Here is a 19,208-nt window from a genome sequence, read left to right on the forward strand (position 1 = left end):
GGGGCTGCCGCCGTTGATCCAGGCCTTGGCGGTGGGGGTGGCGAAGCCCCAGCCGAACAGCTTGTCCAGGAAGGCCCACAGGAACACCCAGCCGATGGCGATGCGGGCGGCGGCCCACGCGTACCGGACCGGGCCGGCGGTGGTCGTCTGTGTGGTCGTCCGGGGCGCGGGGGTCTGGGCCGTGACGGGGGGAGTGGCGTCGTACACGTGGTTGCCGTGGTGGCGCCTTTCGATGGTGGCCATGACCGGCCCCTTTCAACGTCTTTGCTCTCTTTCGACACTTCAAGCAAACCGCGATCACCGGCCGTGCCGCAGGAGCCGTACGGCACGCTCAGGCCGTCCCGAAGTCCCGTGATCGCGGGACCTTCGGCCCAGCCGGTTCCCCGGCTGAGTAATGCCGATGGCAACGGGTGACGCGGGACCCGTACGGAGAGGTCCAAGGTCCCTGCCCGGCCGTCCGGCAGCCGGGCACCGTTGGGTGAGTCCGGCGGTGTGACCGCGCTCGGAGCACTCTGGGGGGATCGAAGGCATATGTGCGAGTACTGCGGCTGCCAGGCCGTGACCGCGATCGACGAACTGACTCGCGAGCACGATCTGGTGGTCGACCTGATCGCGGATGCGCGCACGGCGCACACCGCCGGCGACGCGGACGCCATGGCCGTGATCGCCAGACGGATCGCCGAGGTGCTCGGCCCGCACACCGAGGTCGAGGAGCACGGCCTGTTCCCCGCCCTGGTGGACGAGTTCCCCGAGCAGATCGCCGGGCTGGAAGCGGAGCATCGGCGCATCGAGGCCGTCCTCGGTGAGGCCGCGGACGCCACGCCTGCCGATCCCGGCTGGCCGCTCAGGCTGCTCGACGCTCTGAACCTGCTGCGCGCCCACATCCTCAAAGAGCAGGACGGAGTGTTTCCGGCGGCGTTGGCCGGCCTGAGCACCGAGGACTGGGAAGCCGTCGAGGCGGTCAGGGCCCGGGCCGGCACGCTGCTGCGGGCTGCCGGCGGTCAGTGAATCGTGGCCCACCCGATCGTGGCCCTGCCATGAGGGCCGGCACGCAGTGGCCGGGAACGGCACCGTCCCCCAAACGGCGGTAGAACCTCTCATCGGCTTGCGCAAAAGCCGGTCGGGGCACTGCCTCCGGCGTGCGCGCGGGGGTACCTACGCACCAGTCCGCGGTTCTCGTGAGAGGGGAATCCCCCCATGACCACAATGTCCAAGCACCACCCGCACACGGGACACGATCATCATCATGGCGCCGACTGCGGCCATGTCGCGGTGCCGCACGGCGACCACGTGGACTACGTCCACGACGGCCACATGCACCGGGTTCACGAGAACCATGTCGACGAGTGCGAGGTGAGCGGGCACGTCGTACACGACGCGCACGACCACGAGCACGGGCCGGGGTGCGGGCACGTGGCCGTGCCGCACGGCGACCACGTCGACTACATCCACGACGGGCACCACCACATGCACCACGACGGTCACTGGGATGACCACTAGGACACTCCCCTGCCGGGGCTCCCCGGCAGGGAGGCGACGATGCGACCGGCGCTCGCGGCGCCGCTGATCGTCGCGGCCGGCCCGGCCGGCGGGGCCGACCTGGCCGCGGCGCGGACCCAGATGGCCCTGTCCCTCGGATGGCACATCATTGTCGCGTGCCTGGGGGTGGGCATGCCCGCCCTGCTGCTGTTCACCGAGTGGCGGGGGCTGCGGAGAGGCGACGACGACTACCTGCGCCTCGCCCGTCGCTGGGCGAAGGCGGTGGCCGTCCTGTTCGCCGTCGGGGCCGTGTCGGGCACGATCCTCAGCTTCGAGATGGGCCTGCTGTGGCCGGGCCTGATGGGCGTGTACGGCCAGGTGATCGGGCTTCCGTTCGCGCTGGAGGGCATCGCGTTCTTCCTTGAGGCGATCTTCATCGGGATCTATCTCTACGCGTGGGACCGGCTCTCGCCCAGGGCCCACCTGCTGAGCGGGATACCGGTGATGGTCGCCGGTGTGGCCTCGGCGTTCTTCATCGTCTCGGCCAACGCGTGGATGAACCAGCCGCGCGGCTTCCTCCTCCAGGGCGGCCGCGTCACGCACGTGTCGCCCTGGGCGGCCATGTTCAATCCCGCCACCCCGCCGCAGACGATTCACATGATCGTCGCGGCGTTCATGGTGTCGGGCTTCGCCACCGCATCCGTCTACGCCGTGGCCCTGCTGCGCGGGCGGCGGGACCGTTACCACCGCCTCGGCTTCCTCGTGCCCTTCACCGTCGCGGGGGCGCTGGCGCCCGTCCAGATCCTGGTGGGCGACTACGCCGCGCGTTTCCTCGCCGGCTACCAGCCCACCAAGCTCGCCGCCATGGAAGGAGTGACCAGGACCGGCCCGCACGCGCCGTTGAGCGTCGGCGGGATCTTCGTGGACGGCCGTCTGCGCTACGCGCTGGAGATCCCCAACGGACTGTCGCTGCTGGTCGGCTACAGCCCGGACACCGTCGTGCAGGGGCTGGACCGCACGCCGCCCGCCGATCGGCCGCCCGTGACGCCGGTCCACCTGTGTTTCGACACGATGGTCGGCATCGGCGTCCTGCTCGTGCTGCTGGCGGCCTGGCTCGCCTTCAGCTGGTGGCGGCGGCGCGAGATCCCGCGCTCCCGCCTGTTCCTGTGGCCGGCGGCCGCCTCCGGCGTGCTCGCGGTCGTCGCCGTCGAGGCGGGCTGGGTGGTGACCGAGCTCGGCCGTCAGCCGTGGGTCGTGTACGGCAGGCTGCGCACCGCCGACGCGGTCAACCCCGCGCCCAATCTGTGGGCGGGACTGCTGCTGCTTGTCGCCGTCTACACGGTCCTCACGGTGTCGACCGTGTACGTGCTGCGGCTCATGGTCCGCGCTCGGCCGGTGGCCGCGCCGCAGGAACGGGAGACGGCCTGATGGAGGCGGCGCAGGTCCTGCTCGGGGTCATGTGGGTCGGCCTGACCCTGTACGCGCTGCTCGGCGGTGCCGACTTCGGCGGCGGCCTGTGGGACCTGCTGGCCGGGGGCAGCCGGGCGGGCATGCCCCAGCGGCGGCTCATCGAGCACTCGCTCGGCCCTGTCTGGGAGGCCAACCACGTCTGGCTGATCTTCGTGCTCGTGGTGCTGTGGACCGGTTTCCCGCCGGTCTTCGCGGCGGTGATGTCCACGCTCTACATCCCGCTCACGCTGGCCGCGTTCGGGATCATCGGCAGGGGGGCCGCGTTCGCGTTCCGCAAGAGCAGCACCGAGCTGTGGCAGCAGCGCCTGTTCGGCGCGGCCTTCGCGCTGTCGTCGGTGCTCACACCGTTCTTCCTCGGCACGGTGGCCGGCGCCGTCGCGTCCGGCCGAGTGCCGCCCGGCCTGGCCAGGGGACGCCTGGTTGGCGCGTGGGTCAACCCGACCTCGATGCTGGGCGGCGTCCTGGCGGTGGCCGTCTGCGCCTACCTGGCCGCGGTCTTCCTGTGCGACGACGCCGTGCGGTCCCGCCTGCCGGGGATGGCCGAGGTCTTCCGGCGCAGGGCGCTGGCCGCGGCCGCCGTCACCGGTGTGGTCGCCCTCGGCGGCATCGGGGTGCTGCACGCCGACGCTCCCCGGCTCTTCACCGGTCTCACCCACCGAGCGCTGCCGCTCGTCCTGGCGAGCGCCGTGCTCGGCGTCGCCTCCATCGCGCTGCTGTGGCTGCGGCGCTACCTGCTCGTACGCGGCACCGCGGCCCTGGCCGTGGCCGCCGTGATGTGGGGGTGGCCGGTGGCGCAGTATCCGCTCATGCTGCCGCCGGCGGTGTCCTTCCGGCAGGCGGCGGCGGAACCGGCGGTGATCACGGCGGTTCTCGCCGTCGCCGGGGCGGGCGCGCTGCTGGTGCTGCCGTCGATCGCGTGGCTGCTCGCCGTCCAGCACCGCCTGCCGTTCGAGCGGGGCAGCTCCGGCTGAGCCGCGCCGACGGCGGGCGCCGCGGGGCGTTCCGACCTGCGGGGATAGGCTGGGATGCAGGGGTCGGAGAATGCGTGATCTGCTGAGGGAGTCGCGCCGCCCCCACCGCGTGCGCGAGCACCCGTACGCCCCCTGGTTCGCCGTGGGCGCGGTGTGCATCGGCGCGTTCATGGGACAGCTGGACGCGAGCATCGTCACCCTGGCCTTCCCCGCCCTGGAAGGAGAGTTCGGCGCCTCGCTGGCGGCCGTGCAATGGGTGTCCCTGGGCTACCTGCTGGTGCTGGTCGCGTTGCTGGCCGGGGCCGGCAGGCTCGCCGACGTGGCGGGCCGCAAACTGGTCTACCTCTACGGCTTCGTCGTGTTCACCGTCGCCTCGGCCGCCTGCGGGCTGGCGCCGTCCCTGGCGGTGCTGGTGGCCTGCCGGCTGGTGCAGGCGGCGGGCGCGGCGATGCTCCAGGCCAACAGCGTGGCCCTGGTCGTGTCGAGCGTCCCCCGGGCGCGGATGCGGGCCGGCCTCGGCATGCAGGCGGCGGCCCAGGCGCTCGGCCTGGCCCTCGGGCCGGCCCTCGGCGGAGTGCTGGTCGCCACGGCGGGATGGCGGTGGGTGTTCTGGATCAACGTGCCGGTCGGTTGCGCGGCTTTGATCGCCGGGCGTTACCTGCTGCCGCGCACGCGGCAACGGGGGAGGGGCGGCCGCTTCGACTGGCAGGGACTGGTCCTGCTCGGGGCCTCCACCAGCGCCCTGCTGCTCGCCGCCTCCGTGATCTCGGGCTTGGAGCTGCCGTCCTGGTCCGTCCCCGTCCTGCTCACCGTCGCCGCCGGTGCCGCGATCGGCTTCTGGCGGTGGGAGGCGCGGGTGCCGTCCGCGCTCATCGACACCGCCCTGCTCCGCAACCGGGTCGTCACGGCGGGGCTCTCCGGAGCGCTGGGCGGCTACCTGGTGCTGTTCGGCCCGCTGGTGTTGATCCCGCAGATCCTCGTGGCCGGCGGGACCGGCGAACTGGTCGCCGGTCTGGTCCTGACGGCGCTGCCCGGGGGTTTCGCGGTGAGCGCCCTCATGGGCGACCACCTGCTGCCTCGAGCCTGGGGCGACCGGCGCAGGTGCGTCGTCGGCGCCGTGGCGGCGGCCGCCGGCTGCGCGCTGCTGGCCGCGGATCCCGCCGCCGAGGGCTGGGCCGGGGCCTGCCTGGCGCTGACGGGTGCCGGGCTCGGCCTGTTCGTGCCCGCCAACAACACCGTCGTCATGGCCGCCGTCCCCGAGCGGGTGGCCGCCACAGCCGGCGGCATGGTGAACATGGCGCGCGGCATCGGCACGGCGCTCGGCATCGCGGCGGTGACCCTGGCCCTGCACCTCGCGGGGGACTCGCATGAGGCGGGCGCCCGCGCCGCGCCGGCCGTCCTGGCGGCCGTGGCGCTGCTGGCCGCCCTCACCGCTTCGGGCCGGGTGGTGCGGCCGGGGGCAGGCCCCTACCCTGGTCGCTCATGACGACCGTGCGAAGGGGCGAGCCGCGTGAGCGATGAGGACGTGGCGGGCCGGCTCAGGGAGATCTGCCTGAACCTGCCGGAGGCCGTGGAGAAGCCGTTCGGGGGCCACACCGCGCCCTCATACCGGGTTGGCGACAGGTTGTTCGCGATGACCAGTGAGGACGGGCGGTCGCTGACGTTCAAGGCCGGGCCGGGAGTGCAGGACGCCCTCGTGGCCTCGGACCCGGAGCGCTTCTTCGTCCCGCCGTACGTGGGCCGCAACGGCTGGGTTGGCGCGCGCCTGGACGCCGATCAGGACTGGGACGAGATCGCCGGGCTGATCGAGGACAGCTACCGGATGATCGCGCCGAAACGACTGGTCCGGCTCCTCGACGAACGGCCGACCGCTTAGCCGGTGCCTCACAGCGGCGGGTAGGCGTTGGCGAGGAGCTGCTGGAACTGCGCCCCGAACCACTGCCCGGCCGGCGGGGCGTACGGCAGTGCTCCGCTGGGCACGGTCGCCTGGGTGTATGTGGGATCGCACATCGGGTCGGGCCGGATGCCGTCGGGACTCGTGACGTTCACGCTCGAGCCGTCGGAGAGGCCCGGAGGCTTGATCCACGCGTACGCGTCGATGCCTGCGGCGGGGATGGCCGTGGGCCGCGCGCCGAGCCCGGCGCCGGCCTGGTTGCACCAGTCGCCGACGCTGTAACGGCGGTCCGTCCGGGACTCGTCGACGAACCGGTTCACGTCGCCGGAGGTGCTCCCGCGAACCGGGCGATTCGGGCCGCCCCAGCCGCTGCGCGAGGTGTCGATCACCATGCCGATGCCGGACCCGAAGCCGGCCGCGATGAGGCGCTGCCGGAACGCCTGCGCGAACGACAGCTCGTCCACGTAGTCGTTTCCGGCCACCCACCGCGAGCTCTTCACCGGCAGGCCCATGTGGGTGTTGTAGTACGGCTCGACCAGGGCGCCGTAGCCCGCGACGTTCACCGTGAAGCCGTGCACGGGCGTCGGTGCTCCCCCGCTCGCGCCCGCGATGCTCGCGAGCAGGTCGGCGGCCCGGCCGAAGTTGTCCGGATGGCCGGCGACGCCGTAGTCGGAGGCGTCGAGGTAGACGTACACGTTGGGGACGGCGTGCAGCCGGGTCATCGCGTACCGCACCGCCGCGGGGTAGGCGCCGCTCGCCTGTACGGCGGCGCAGCGGGAGGTGGCGGCGGGCAGGAGCAGCCCGGGCAGGAAGTCGGGTTCGACGATCGCCACGATGCGCAACCGCTGGTAGGCCGGGTCGGTCAGGATCTCGGCGATCGGATCGACGTACTCGGTCCGGTAGCGGTTCAGGCCGTCGGACGTCACGCTGAAGTCTCCGTTGGAGACCAGGTGGGTGCAGTTCCGGTCGGGCAGGTCGTCCAGCACGATCTGGATCGTGAGCGGGGCCGGGCCGAACGCGTCCTGCAGGACGGCCTCGTTCAGATGCGCGCGCAGCCCGGGGGAGGAGGCGGTGCCCTCGATGAGAGAGAGGCGGTTCAGCCAGACGCCGGTCGGCTGGTTGGCCACCGCCCCACCGCCGGGCTCGGCCGCGGCCGACGCCGACCACCAGGGATCGACGTAGCGTTCGGCGGCCACGTAGGGGTTGTCGACGCGGGTGTCCGCGGCGGCGGGGGTGCCCGTGAGGACCGCCGTGACCGGCAGGAGGATCACCGCCGCGACCATCGCCATGAGACGCGCTCCCAGCCGCACCGTCATGCCGTGCCTCCCCACCGCGCGAGATCTTCGTCACCACGCACGATTCACCGGCCGGTCGGGCGCGTACAGCGCCCGACCGCACCGCCCGCCCCACGCGCGGGCGCGCCGGGGGAGATCACCCGCTCTCATCTCGGCGAACGCCGCACCGCCCGATGCCGCCGCGCGCCGCGTCGCCTGAAAGCTTCAGCGCCCGGAAGCTTCAGGCGGGACGCTCGGAAGTCGTCATCGCGCTGTCGTCGTCGAATCGGCCGCGGGCTCCGTGACGCGGGCGCCGGTCACGACGAGGCCCAGGCAGACCAGGGCCGCGGCCGCCACCGCCGCCAGCATGACGGGATAGGAGAGCCACGACGACAAGCCGGCCAGCACGGTGGGGAGCAGGAAGCCCGCGTAGGCGAGCGTGTAGTAGACGCCGGTCAGGCCGGCCAGGTCGTCGGGGCCGGCCATGCGCTGGATCTCCAGCAGCCCGGAGACCACCGCGATGCCGTAACCGGCGCCCAGGGCGGCCGCGGCGACGGCCGCGAGCCACGGCGACAGCAGCACCGCGTTCGCCGCGCACAGCGCCGCGCCGAGGAGCATCACGGCCATCGCCGCCACCGGGGCCCGTCCCGTACCGTTTCGCGCCTCAACGCTTCCCACGTCACCGTGCAGCCATCTGGCCACGGGCTGCACGGCCGCGCCCGTGCCCAGGGTCAGCACGGTCAGCCCGGTCGCGTACGCCAGCCCCCAGTCCCCGACGCGGAAGCCGACCAGCTGGGGCATGACCGCGTACGCCAGTCCGGCCGCCCCGAACACCCACGGCGCCATCGGCAGGACCACGAGCCGGAACCTCCTGCGGGCCGGCGCGGGGACACGCAGGTCGTTCACCAGTGCCGTGAGGAGCTGCCGGACCGAACCCGTCGCGTGCGCGAGCGGCGGCCGCGTCTCCGGCACCCGAAGGAGCAGCACGGGTATCGCCACGGTGAGGAGGAGGTGGACGGCGTACGGGGTCACCATGGGCCACGGCCCCCACTGGGCCAGCACGCCCGCGACACCCGCGCCGAGGCCGAATCCCGCCGTCTGGCACAGTGCGGCGCGGCGTGCGGCGAGCCCGCCGCCGGCCCCGCTCGACAGCTCCTTCACCCAGCTGCTGCCCACCGACATGGCGATGCCGACCGCGAAACCGGTGATCAGCCGTCCCGCGTAGATGGGCCAGGCGCTCTGGCCGCCGAAGCAGAGCACCAGGCTCGCGACGGCCGAGGCGACGGTGCCGGCCACCAGCACGGGACGTCGCCCGCGCCGGTCGGAGACGGGCCCGGCGAGCAGGAGCCCCGGCACGAGTCCGACGACGTACGCGCCGAGGAAGGCGTCGACGCTGAGCGCGGAGTAGCCGCCCAACCGGCGGTACATCAGCAGCAGCGGGGTGAACTGGTTGCCGCCCCAGCCGCAGGCGAACATCGCCGCGGCCACAACCCGCCAGGAGTCCGGCCGGGATGTGATCGCAGGTGTGGTCGCAGGGGAGGGGGCGGCCTGCCGGGGTTCCGGCATCCGCTGGGTTTCGGGCATGGGAAAGTCAGACCTTCGCGAGGAGTGTGCGTGAGGAGACGCGGGTCAGCGGTCGTCGCGGCCGGCGGTGTACGGCGAGCCGTGCGTCGCGGTGAGATGACCGAGCAGGGCCGAGGCGAAGGCCGCGCTGTCGCCGCCGAGGAGGTGGTCGAGGAGGGCCTCGTGCTCGTCGGCCAGCAGGGACAGCCGCTCCGGCCGCGGGCGCAGCGCGGAGATGCTCATGCGCCGCTGCCGGTCGCCGAGCGTGGCGTAGAACCGGCCGGCCAGCCGGTTTCCCGACGCTTCGACGATGCACCGGTGAAACGCCTCGTCCGCGTCCGCGAAACGGCCGACGTCCGCGGCCTCGGCGAGGGCCCGCTGACGCCGCAGCAGTTCCCGCATCTTCTCGTGGTGATCGCCGCGCAGGCCGGTTCGCGCGATGCGCTCCGCCGCGGACCGCTCGAGGGCCAGCCGCAGCTCCAGGACGTCCGCGGCCTCTCCCGGCGGCACCGGCACCACCACCGCACCGCGCTTGGGGTGGAGCGCCAGCAGTTCCTCCGACTCCAGCCGCAGGAACGCCTCCCGGACGGGCGTCCTGCTCACGCTTACCCGTTCGGCGATCTCACCCTCGCTGATGAGGCTCCCTCCCGGCAGCTCGCCGGAGAGGATCAGCTCCTTGGTCACGGCGTACGCGGTGTGGGCGGCGGACGGGCGCTTCGCGGGATCGGCCATGCGAGGAGCGTAGCAGCCATAGATACAAGTCGTATCTATGCGGCCGTGTCGCGGCCGTCCAGGGCGGTGTCCGCCCTGACCTCCTGTGGAGTCGGCCCGGCTTCCGCTCACCCTCGGTTCGCACGGCTGCGCCAGGACCCTCTGAGGCAGCCCTGCGTCTCGGCACGGATGGTGATCGGCTATGACGGGACAGCGTCCGGGCGAACCGGCCGTACGGCGACGGCGTCGGCGACAACGAGGGCCGCGGCGAGGAGCAGGTGCCAGCGGATCAGCATGATGGTCTCGAACTGGAACTCCTGCCTCAGCTTCTCGGCATCCATCAGAATCACGGCCGGGACGTACCCCTCCAATGCCGCGAGGACGAGAAGCATCGCGGTCGCCAGCGTGAGACGGCGCCGTGGCCGGTCCGCCAGGACGGTGCTCGCCGTCGCCACCAGGGCGACGAGGACGACCAGCAGGCCGTCGACGTCGGCCTTGCACGACCAGAGCACGGGGAAGTTCCACAGCGAACGGGGTTGGCCGGAGGCGACCCATCCGAACAGGCCGTCGGCCTCTCCTCGCAGCAGGACAGGGAGCCGGGCCGACATCCACGCCGCCGCCCCCGCGGCCGCCGTCCACACGACGACCTCCTTTCCCGCCCGCGGTCTGGGCGGCGGCGCCACCGCGAGCAGCATGAGGAACGCTGTCCCATAGCAGACGATCGACGGCCAGGGCCACTGTTCGAGGAGCCGACCAGCGAAGACGCCGCGGAGCGTCACCAGCAGCCGGAACGCGAGGACGGCCAGCACCGCGACGGCACCCAAGGGCACGGTCCAGCGAGAGGACAGCAGAAACAGCCCGGCGAGGATCACCGGAAGCAGAAGCTCCGCGAGAGACAGCAGTCCCCACGTCGTCGTCCTGGACAGGAAGAACGGCACGGTGGCCGGCAGCCGCCAGCAAATCGTGCCGTCCATGTCCGCCGGGCCGAGTGCGAAGGCTCTCAGCACGACGGGCCCCGAGGCGGCCAGGACGATCCCGACACGCAGCGCTCCCGCGCGGCTTGCCGGCGTGTCCGGCACCCGCTCCACGGCCACTCCATCAGCTCGACGTAGATCGACTCGGCCGACGGTAGCGGACGTCCCCGGTGGCCAGCCGCCGGATCAACGATCTTCTCGGCTGATGGTCGCGCGCTCAGTGAATGCGAAACCCTCGACGGCCGCCTACGCGACCGGCTCCTCGGCGGGCAACCGATCGCTCATCCCGGTCACGCTGCTGACAACGCCACCCCGGCGGCCCCGGTCCGTACGGCTGCGCGAGGACCCTTTGAGCTACGCGGTGCCTGGGCGGTCGCGCCTGGCCCGTCGGATTTCTGGTGCGGTTGAGGCTTCTCTCGCGCAGCGGAACGTGATACGGATCACAGAGGAAGCCGGAATTTATGGCCGGTTGAGGAGGTTTTGTCGCGTTATGAGGTTCTTCCCGGTGATCGTGTGGCTCGTGGAGCGACTGCACGTCGACCTGTGCCGCCTGAACAGTCGCCTCTGTCCCTGAGCGCAGTCACCACTCCTTCCCCCTCACCTCGCATGCCGCCTCGGCGTCAGCATGCCCTTCTGCGGAGTCTCGTTCGTGAAGAAACTCTCCTTTTCCCTGCAGTTGCTGCTCGGTCTGGTGATAGGCGCCGCCCTCGGGTTCGTCGCCCGCGCCGGTGACGTCACCTGGCTCACCGCCACCCTCACCGAAGTCGGCAAGATCTTCGTCCAGCTCCTCAAACTCGCGGTCGCGCCGCTGGTCTTCACAGCGGTCGTCGTCAGCGTGGCCAACCTGCGCAACGTCAGCGGCGCCGCCAGGCTCGCGGGAAAGACGCTGCTGTGGTTCCTGATCACCTCGCTGATCGCGGTGGTCTTCGGCCTCGGCCTCGGCCTGATTCTCAATCCCGGCCAGGGCGTCACCATCTCCACCGCCGGGGCGAAGGCCGTCGACCTGGAGGGCGCGGGAACCTGGCTGGACTTCCTGACCGGCATCATCCCGACCAACATCGTCACCGCCTTCACCGAGCTCAACGTCCTCCAGATCGTCTTCCTGGGGATCGTCCTCGGCGCCGCCGCCCTGGCGGTCGGCGAGAAGGCCGAGCCGTTCCTCGGCTTCAGCCGGTCCGTCCTCGATCTGGTCCAGAAGGCTCTGTGGTGGGTCATCAGGCTGGCCCCGATCGGCACCGCCGGTCTGATCGGCAAGTCGGTGGCCAGCTACGGCTGGGACCTGCTCGCCCCGCTCGCAAAGCTCAGCGCGGGCGTGTACATCGGCTGCCTGCTGGTGCTCCTGGTCAGCTACCCGCTGCTGCTCGCCTTCGTCGGCAAGGTCAGCCCGCTCACCTTCTATCGCAAGGCCTGGCCCGCGATCGAGCTGGCCTTCGTCTCCCGCTCCTCAGTCGGGACCATGCCGCTCACCCAGCGGGTCACCACCGAGCGCCTGGGTGTGGACCGCGACTACGCCGCCTTCGCGGTGCCTTTCGGAGCGACCACCAAGATGGACGGCTGCGCCGCCATCTATCCCGCGCTCGCGGCGATCTTCGTGGCCCAGGTGTTCGGCGTCCATCTCGGCGTGGGGCACTACCTGCTGATCGCGTTCGTCTCCGTGGTCGGCTCGGCCGCGACCGCCGGTCTGACCGGCGCGATCGTGATGCTCACCCTGACGCTGAGCACGCTGGGCCTGCCCCTGGAGGGCGTCGGGCTGCTCCTGGCGATCGACCCGATCCTCGACATGATCCGTACCGCGACCAACGTCACGGGGCAGATGGTGGTGCCCGTCCTGGTCGCCCGTTCCGAGGGCCGTCTCGACGAGGTGGTGTTCAACGCTTCACCGCAGCCTCTGGACGAAGCCCCCGCCGTGGTTGGTCCCGCGTCGGGTCCCGAACCCGCTCTCACCTGAGCCCCCGTCCCGTCCGCCGGTGGCGACGGCCTCGCCCACGACTCCGAGTCATGGGCGAGGACCGTCCGCCCGCCGGCGGCGGGCAGCCTCGCGCGGTGATACATGCCTGAGCGGCCGCGGATACACGGTGCAGGCGGCGCCGACACATGTCCCACCCACGATGGGCAGGGTGCGCGAACCCAGCGCACCTTCTCCCCGGAGGTGGTTCATCAGCCGCGTGCTGGCCGTCAAGGTGGACATGGGTGCCGAGCGGCGCAGCCTCCAGGCCCTCGACCGGCATATCGTCATGGCCACGCTGGCCGCGCTCGCGATCGTGGTGCCCCTCGCGGCGCTGGCTATCAGAGCGCCGGCTCGCCCCCCCCGCGACCGGCCTGCAGGCCGCCCTCGACCGCAGCCGGAGACTGATCGACGCGGTCCGTGAGTCGCTCGATTCGGTGGTCGCGGCACAAGGCGTGAGCGAGCAGGGCAGGCGTACGGCGACAGCGTCTGGCGCACGTCCGTGTGAAGCCGGGTCGGCTCACCACCTCTGTTGAGCCGTATGCTTGTCGCCCGAGTCCTGACTAGAGTTGCACCTGATCTTGCGGCAAGAGGCGGAGGGCTCGCGATTGGCCGGCCGGAATCGGGGACGCCCCGGGTGGACGCACGTGGGACCCCTGGAGGAGCGGCTGACACGAGGCTGGAGTCCGGACACCTTCCCCGACGCCGAGCTGCTCCTCGCCGTGATGACGCTGGCCGCGGTGCCTCACGCCCTTGCGGTCCGCTTGGCGGCCCACCTCACCGGGGGCATCTGTCTGGGCTACGGCTCGGTGCCGGACCTGCCTGGGTTCGCGTCCTTACGAAGCCTGCGACTGCCCGTCCAGGACGCCTCATGGGATCTGACTCCGGGAGTCTACGATCCCAACACCCGCCGTATCGGGATCGGCACTGCCCCGTCGACGAGTGTCAGCGTGTGCGGCCACGAGCTGGGGCATGCCTGCGATCACATGGACGGATACCCGTCACGCGAGGAGTTCTGGCTGCGGCTGCAGGACAGCTGCCGAGACCGCCTGGTGCTGCCCTACCGGGAGGATGCCGGCGAGTTGTTCGCCGAGGCCTTCGCGTGCACGCTCATCCGGAAGATCACGCGCCTGATCCGCCTGTTCGGAGGGGACGAGGCGCTGGCCGAACGCGCCTATCACTGGCTGTCGGGTCGCTACGGCATCCGATGACGCGCCCAGGAGAAGGGCCTGTGATGGTGGCCGGGCAAACGTTGCGGTTATGCTGGCCGAGCGGCCATGGTCTCGGCTGTTCGAACGGAGAGGCGCGGCGATGAGCGTGATAATGCTGCCCGGCGGTGTCCTCCGCGTGCCGGCCGCGACCACCCTGCCTGACGGGACCAAAGTCGACGGCACCCGAGAGGTCCGCCCGGACGACCCGGAATACCCGCAGTGGCTGCCCTACGCCCAGCGGGAAGCTGAGCTGTGGCAGGGAGACGAGGCTGAGCGGGACCAGCGCATCCTGGCCCGCTGGCGGCGCAGGGAAAGCGCCTGAACCAGCGGGGGTCGGTGGTGCGACCGCTGGCTGCCTGAGCTGCTGACGTCGCACGCGCCCCCTGCCCTTGCCGGTCTGCCCTCCGCGCTGCTCTGCTCACCACCACCCCGATCGTCGCGGCCCCGCTGAGGGCTGCTTTCCGCGCTTGGAGTCCCCGTGATCGGTGTTGTGCGCGCGGTCGGCTCGGGTTCCGCCGACCGGACAAGATCGTGCGGGCTCGTGAGGAGGATCGGTCCGGGTCGGCGACATGGACGGTCGAGCGGGCCGACGCACCCCGCCGGGTCGCGACCGGACCGGGCGGGCGCACCGCCGAGGTCACCCACCACGTCCTGCTCATCGGACACCGCCCGTTGGATGCGGGGCAGAGGCGACGGACGTCTTTGTCGGACCCACCCGGCACGATGGCCGCATGACTGAAGCGCCCCCGATCGACGCGATCCCCGACGAGACCGCCTACGCCGAGGTGGTCCAGCTGGCGGCCGACGCGGCCGCGGCCTACTACGGTGACGGCACCTCCCCCCTGGACGATGACGCCTACGACAGGCTCGTCCGTGGCATCGCGGCCTACGAGAAGGCCCACCCCGATCAAGTGCTGGAGGCCTCGCCGACGGGCAAGGTCGCCGGAGTCCTGGGTGATGTCCCGCACACGGTGCCCATGCTCAGCTTGGACAACGTGTTCGGGCCTGAGGAGTTGGCCGGCTGGTCCGCCTCGCTGGAACGCCGCCTCGGCCGTCCGGTAACCGCATGGTCCGTGGAGCCGAAGTTGGACGGGCTGGCGATCGCCGCCCGCTACCGTGACGGCCGCCTCGTCCAGTTGGTCACCCGCGGCGACGGGAGCGCAGGCGAGGACGTCTCACACGCGATCGGCACGATCGTCGGTCTCCCCGGGCGGCTGGCCGATTCAGTCACCGTGGAGCTGCGTGGCGAGGTGATGATGACCGCCCGGCAGTTCGAGGAGGCGTGTGCGAAACGGCAGGCGCATGACGGGACCACGTTCGCGAACCCGCGCAGTGCCGCCGCGGGCACGCTGAGGGCGCAGGACCGGCCGTACGTGTGCGAGCTGACGTTCTTCGGGTACGGCGCCTTGCCGCTGCCTGGTGACACGTCCGACCTCGCGACGCGGCTCCGGGAGTTGCCGCACAGCCAGGTGATGGACTGGGTCGCCGGGCAGCGTGTGCAGACCACGGCCGGGACCGCGGTCGCCGGGATCGTCGCGACGACTGTGGAGCAGGTGCAGCAGCGGATCGAGGAGATCGCGGCCGCGCGGCCGGAGCTGCCGTTCGGGATCGACGGCATCGTGATCAAGGCGGACGATGCGGCGGATCAGGCGCAGGCCGGGTTCAGCTCGAGGGCGCCGCGGTGGGCGATCGCGTACAAGCTGCCCGCCGTGCAGAAGATCACGAAGCTGCTCAACGTGGAGTGGAACACCGGCCGGACCGGTGTGATCGCCCCGCGGGCGGTTCTGGAGCCGGTGGAGCTGGACGGCTCCGTCGTGACGTACGCGACGCTGCACAACCCCTCCGACATCAAGCGCCGTGGGCTGATGCTGATGGACAGTGTCGTCGTCTACAAGGCCGGCGACGTGATCCCGCGGGTGGAGTCCCCGGTGGTGCACCTGCGCACCGGCGACGAGCAGCCCATCGTGTTCCCGGAGGTGTGCCCGACCTGCGGTGGTGAGATCGACACGTCGCAGGAGCGGTGGAGGTGCGTGCGAGGCCGAGACTGCCGCGCGATCGCCTCGATCCGGTACGCGGTCGGCCGCGACCAACTGGACGTGGAAGGGCTGGCCGACAACCGCGTCCAGCAGATGCTGGACGCCGGGTTGATCGCCGACTTCGGCGATCTGTTCTTCCTCACACGCGAGCAGCTACTGGGCCTGGAGCGGATGGGGGAGGTGTCCACCGACAACCTCCTGACCGCCATCGACAGGGCCAAGACCAGACCGCTGAGCCGGGTGTTCTGCGCGCTCGGGGTCAGGGGGACGGGGCGCTCGATGAGCCGCCGAATCGCCCGGCACTTCGGCACCATGGAGGCCGTCCGTGCGGCCGACGCCGAGGGGTTCCAGAACGTGGACGGCATCGGCCCGGAGAAGGCGCCCGTGATTGTCGCTGAGCTGGCCGAGTTGAGCGACCTCATCGACAAGCTCGTCCGCGCCGGGGTGAACATGGTCGAGCCCGGTGTGGCGGTGGTGGCCGGTGACGGGGGCGGCACGACCACACCGACGTCGGGAGGCGACGAGCCGGGTGCTCTGCCACTGGCCGGGATGACGGTCGTGGTCACGGGCGCGATGAGCGGGCAGCTGGCAGCATTGTCCCGCAACCAGATGAACGAGCTGATCGAAAAGGCCGGAGGCCGGGCGTCGTCCAGCGTTTCGGCGAAGACCTCGTTGGTCGTCGCGGGAGACAACGCGGGGTCGAAGCGGGCAAAGGCCGAATCCCTCGGCGTGCGGATCGTTTCCCCGGAGGAGTTCGCCGAGATGGTCGCGCAGCTGTCGTAGGCGACCCTGTCATCCTGCGTGTAGCCACATCCGACGGGCGAGACGAGCACGCTCAGGCGAGAGGGCACGAAGAAGATCACCAGCTGGTGCAGACAATTCGCCGGGGCGCAGTCAGGTGGCCTCGCCCAACTGTTCGGCAAGCCGCTCCAGGCCGCCTCTGATGAGCTGTCCATACTCGTCGTCGCCAAGCGCGCCGATGTCGGCCCGCGCCTGCTGGAGGTGCTCACGGGCGCGGTCGATATCGCCCAGCTTGCGATAGCAGTCACTCACGTTCAGGTGCAACGACGGATACAAGCCGGCCACTGAAAGAGGCACCCCAGCTTGGGCGACCTGCTCATCGGTGACGAGATCGGCCGCGGCAAGCGCTCGCAGATCCCACAGCAGCTCCTGGTGCACGTCGTCCTGCACGTCGGCCATCGAGTGGGCAAGGACACAGACATGCAGCGGGTCGCCTTGCTCACCGCCGATGTCGGCCCAGATCTGCGCGAACAAGTCGCGAGCGGCTTCACGCTGACCTTGGTGGTGATGCAACTCCACCCCCTGGCCGATCCGGATCATCGTTGGGTCGGTGGTCATGAGCAGTCCTTCACCGTCGCGGGCGATCGCGGTCAGCCTACTTGCCCGAGGTGCCTCAATGACCTTCAAGCTGCTGACCGGCTCCCGCGGGCTCATGTGGCCCCCTTCGTCAAGGGCTGGGTCTTCCTGCGGGCATAGTGCGGCTCCTCTGGGAGTTACTTTTGGTCACCGATGTACTCTTCGATAACCGCTAACAGGAACATGACTTGGTCACCATGAGGTGACGGAGGAGGCGGGAGCCCATGTCGCACCAGGCCGAGGCGGACAGGGTGCTGCGTTCGTTGGGCAGGGCCTGTCTCGAGCACGACCCGGATGTTCTCCGATCCGTGCTGGACCGGGTCGGTGACAAGTGGAGCCTGATCCTCATCGGGCTGCTCGACAAGGGGCCGATGCGCTTCACCGAGTTGCTGCGGACGGCACCCGGCATCTCCCGCCGCATGCTGACGCTGACGTTGCGCAGCCTGGAGCGTGACGGGCTCGTCAAGCGCGTGATCTATCCGGAGATCCCGCCCCGGGTCGAGTACGAGGTCACCCCGTTCGGACGCACCCTGTCCGAGCCCGTCCTGGCGCTCACCCGGTGGGCGGCCGACAACCAGGACACGATCCGCGCCAACCGCCACGCCTTCGACAAGGCGGCCGGTTTCGACACCGACGATCTCGACTGAGACCTGGTCGGTTCACCCCATGTGACCACGGTTCAATTGAAGTGACCGGTTACCGGCGTGTACTCAGTACTCGGAAGTTATCGAGGCCGACGGTGAGCCCTGCTCCACCGCCGGCGCACGTACGGGAGATGATCGGTATGTCTGGCGTGCCGGAACGGCCGCCCGCTGCCGGCCCGGGCGAGGTAGGGGACGGGGATCCCGCCCGCTGTCATGGCCGACGGCCCGCTGGTTTCACCCACCCCTGACTCGACCGATGGCTCAGCGATGACCCGCCGGCCGGGCAGGTGACAAGAGTCCCGACCAGCCGGCTCCCCCAGGCCGTCTGACCCGTGCCGACCAGCCGACTCCGCCAGGCCGTCTGACCTGTGCCGGCGGGGCTGTTCCGCGCGCCCAGGCCGGCACGGCGATCCCCGCATACCCTCACCCACGACGCAAGCAGGAGGAACCGTGACCGTCGGCAGGATCGAACCCGCGAACTTCGAGCTCGGGCTCAACTCGTTCGGGGAGGTGGCGACCGACGGCGGGCGCGTGCTCGACGACGCCGAGACCGTGCGCCTGCTCGTGGAGGAGGCCCGGCTGGCCGAGGCGGTGGGGCTGGACGTCTTCAGCCTGGGGGAACACTATCGGGACGGGCACAACGACTCCGCGACCCCGGTGCTCCTCGCCGCGATCGCCACCGCCACGCGACGCATCGGGCTCGGCACGTCCGTGACGGTGCTGAGCACGAACGACCCGGTCCGGCTGTACCAGGAGTTCTCCACCCTCGACGCGGTGTCCGGCGGCCGCGCCCGGATCGTGCTGGGCCGTGCCTCCGCGACCGAGTCGTTCCCGCTGTTCGGCTACGACCTGGCCGACTATGAGCGGCTGTTCGAGGAGAAGCTCGATCTTTTTCTGCGGCTCGAACGCGAGGAGCATGTGACCTGGTCGGGCACGGTGCGGCCGCCGCTAACCGGGCAGCGGCTGCACCCCCGGATGCGGCCGGGAGGCATCCCCACCTGGATCGGCGTGGGCGGCAGCCCCGACTCCGTGGTGCGCGCCGCCCGTCACGGCCTGCCCCTCATGATGGCCGTCATCGGCGGACGGCCGCAGCGGTTCGCGAGGAACGTCGAGCTGTACCTCAAGGCGCTCGATCGCTTCGGCCGTCCCGAACTGCCGATCGGCCAGCACTCGCTCGGCCTCGTCGCGGACACCGACGAGGAGGCCGTCGAGACCTGGTGGCGATACTGGCGGCCCGTCGTCGAGGATCTCGCGGCCGAGCGCGGCTTCTACGCGCCGAATCGGGAGCGGTACGAGGCCGAGGTCGAGCACGGCGCGCTCTTCGTCGGATCGCCTGAGACGGTCGCCCGCAAGATCGTCAGGATGGCCCGCGATCTTCGCCTGAGCCGTTTCGATCTCAAGTACGACATCATGCACCTTCCTCGCGACGTCCGCGCTCGCACGATCGAACTGCTCGGCCGCGAGGTCGCCCCGCGCGTACGCGAGCTGCTCGCAGCGGACACGGTCCACGCGTGACCCGTCAACGACTTGGAGTGATGTGCCTCGGGTTCTGTGGAGTTGGCTTGGTTGGCCGTCATGCCAGCTGGGTGTTTGCGTAGAGCATCTCGTATTCGACCGGGGTGCGCATCCCCAGGGCGCTGTGACGTCGTTGGCGGTTGT

At 71.0% G+C, this 19,208-nt stretch carries 17 protein-coding genes and 1 pseudogene; 12 read left to right on the top strand and 6 right to left on the bottom strand.

Going from position 1 to position 19,208, the window contains the following annotated elements:
- Positions 1 to 243: pseudogene (locus QSK36_RS42590) on the bottom strand (hypothetical protein); the annotation flags it as partial.
- A gap of 288 nt (positions 244 to 531) precedes the next feature.
- Between QSK36_RS42590 and QSK36_RS42595 the strand changes: the two are divergent.
- From QSK36_RS42595 to QSK36_RS42620, 6 genes are all read left to right on the top strand, one after another.
- Complete coding sequence (locus QSK36_RS42595; RefSeq protein WP_285786383.1) at positions 532 to 1,008, top strand: hemerythrin domain-containing protein; 477 nt, start codon at positions 532 to 534, stop codon at positions 1,006 to 1,008.
- 189 nt (positions 1,009 to 1,197) lie between these two features.
- Positions 1,198 to 1,500 carry a hypothetical protein gene (locus QSK36_RS42600; RefSeq protein ID WP_139577649.1) on the top strand — a complete coding sequence of 101 codons (303 nt, stop codon included), beginning with the start codon at positions 1,198 to 1,200 and terminating at the stop codon, positions 1,498 to 1,500.
- Positions 1,501 to 1,539: 39 nt separating this feature from the next.
- A complete protein-coding gene (locus tag QSK36_RS42605; protein WP_285786384.1) occupies positions 1,540 to 2,907 on the top strand; it encodes a cytochrome ubiquinol oxidase subunit I in 1,368 nt (455 codons plus the stop codon).
- Complete coding sequence (locus QSK36_RS42610; RefSeq protein ID WP_285786385.1) at positions 2,907 to 3,920, top strand: cytochrome d ubiquinol oxidase subunit II; 1,014 nt, start codon at positions 2,907 to 2,909, stop codon at positions 3,918 to 3,920. The genes QSK36_RS42605 and QSK36_RS42610 overlap by 1 nt, the downstream gene beginning before the upstream one ends.
- A 70-nt stretch (positions 3,921 to 3,990) precedes the next feature.
- A complete protein-coding gene (locus QSK36_RS42615) occupies positions 3,991 to 5,406 on the top strand; it encodes an MFS transporter (RefSeq protein ID WP_285786386.1) in 1,416 nt (471 codons plus the stop codon).
- 24 nt (positions 5,407 to 5,430) lie between these two features.
- Complete coding sequence (locus QSK36_RS42620) at positions 5,431 to 5,796, top strand: MmcQ/YjbR family DNA-binding protein (protein WP_285786387.1); 366 nt, start codon at positions 5,431 to 5,433, stop codon at positions 5,794 to 5,796.
- A gap of 8 nt (positions 5,797 to 5,804) precedes the next feature.
- Here QSK36_RS42620 and QSK36_RS42625 read toward each other — a convergent pair whose 3' ends face one another.
- From QSK36_RS42625 to QSK36_RS42640, 4 genes are all read right to left on the bottom strand, one after another.
- Complete coding sequence (locus tag QSK36_RS42625; protein WP_285786388.1) at positions 5,805 to 7,130, bottom strand: glycoside hydrolase family 6 protein; 1,326 nt, start codon at positions 7,128 to 7,130, stop codon at positions 5,805 to 5,807.
- A gap of 222 nt (positions 7,131 to 7,352) precedes the next feature.
- Positions 7,353 to 8,672 (bottom strand): MFS transporter, encoded by a 1,320-nt coding sequence (locus tag QSK36_RS42630; RefSeq protein ID WP_285786389.1) that lies wholly within the window; start codon positions 8,670 to 8,672, stop codon positions 7,353 to 7,355.
- 45 nt (positions 8,673 to 8,717) lie between these two features.
- Positions 8,718 to 9,383 carry a GntR family transcriptional regulator gene (locus QSK36_RS42635; RefSeq protein WP_285786390.1) on the bottom strand — a complete coding sequence of 222 codons (666 nt, stop codon included), beginning with the start codon at positions 9,381 to 9,383 and terminating at the stop codon, positions 8,718 to 8,720.
- A gap of 179 nt (positions 9,384 to 9,562) precedes the next feature.
- On the bottom strand, positions 9,563 to 10,450 hold the full coding sequence (locus tag QSK36_RS42640; RefSeq protein WP_285786391.1) for a hypothetical protein: 888 nt from the start codon (positions 10,448 to 10,450) through the stop codon (positions 9,563 to 9,565).
- A gap of 535 nt (positions 10,451 to 10,985) precedes the next feature.
- Here QSK36_RS42640 and QSK36_RS42645 point away from each other — a divergent pair.
- The 4 genes from QSK36_RS42645 to ligA all read left to right on the top strand — a co-directional run bounded on the left by QSK36_RS42645 (position 10,986) and on the right by ligA (position 16,311).
- Positions 10,986 to 12,284, top strand: coding sequence for a dicarboxylate/amino acid:cation symporter (locus tag QSK36_RS42645; RefSeq protein ID WP_352241928.1), 1,299 nt, complete (start codon positions 10,986 to 10,988; stop codon positions 12,282 to 12,284).
- 644 nt (positions 12,285 to 12,928) lie between these two features.
- On the top strand, positions 12,929 to 13,492 hold the full coding sequence (locus QSK36_RS42650; protein ID WP_285786393.1) for a hypothetical protein: 564 nt from the start codon (positions 12,929 to 12,931) through the stop codon (positions 13,490 to 13,492).
- A gap of 100 nt (positions 13,493 to 13,592) precedes the next feature.
- Positions 13,593 to 13,814: a hypothetical protein gene (locus tag QSK36_RS42655; RefSeq protein WP_182902180.1), complete on the top strand. Its 222-nt coding sequence runs from the start codon at positions 13,593 to 13,595 to the stop codon at positions 13,812 to 13,814.
- Between the two features lie 409 nt (positions 13,815 to 14,223).
- Positions 14,224 to 16,311: an NAD-dependent DNA ligase LigA gene (gene ligA, locus QSK36_RS42660; RefSeq protein ID WP_285786394.1), complete on the top strand. Its 2,088-nt coding sequence runs from the start codon at positions 14,224 to 14,226 to the stop codon at positions 16,309 to 16,311.
- A gap of 111 nt (positions 16,312 to 16,422) precedes the next feature.
- Here the strand turns inward: ligA and QSK36_RS42665 are convergent, their stop codons facing one another.
- On the bottom strand, positions 16,423 to 16,887 hold the full coding sequence (locus QSK36_RS42665) for a hypothetical protein (protein WP_285786395.1): 465 nt from the start codon (positions 16,885 to 16,887) through the stop codon (positions 16,423 to 16,425).
- A 242-nt stretch (positions 16,888 to 17,129) separates the two neighbouring features.
- Between QSK36_RS42665 and QSK36_RS42670 the strand changes: the two genes are divergently transcribed.
- Together QSK36_RS42670 and QSK36_RS42675 are read left to right on the top strand one after the other, a co-directional pair.
- Positions 17,130 to 17,552: a winged helix-turn-helix transcriptional regulator gene (locus tag QSK36_RS42670; protein ID WP_139577693.1), complete on the top strand. Its 423-nt coding sequence runs from the start codon at positions 17,130 to 17,132 to the stop codon at positions 17,550 to 17,552.
- 447 nt (positions 17,553 to 17,999) lie between these two features.
- A complete protein-coding gene (locus QSK36_RS42675; protein ID WP_285786396.1) occupies positions 18,000 to 19,064 on the top strand; it encodes an LLM class flavin-dependent oxidoreductase in 1,065 nt (354 codons plus the stop codon).
- Positions 19,065 to 19,208 lie beyond the last annotated feature (144 nt).

The organism is Microbispora sp. NBRC 16548 (assembly GCF_030268985.1).
GTDB lineage: Bacteria > Actinomycetota > Actinomycetes > Streptosporangiales > Streptosporangiaceae > Microbispora > Microbispora catharanthi.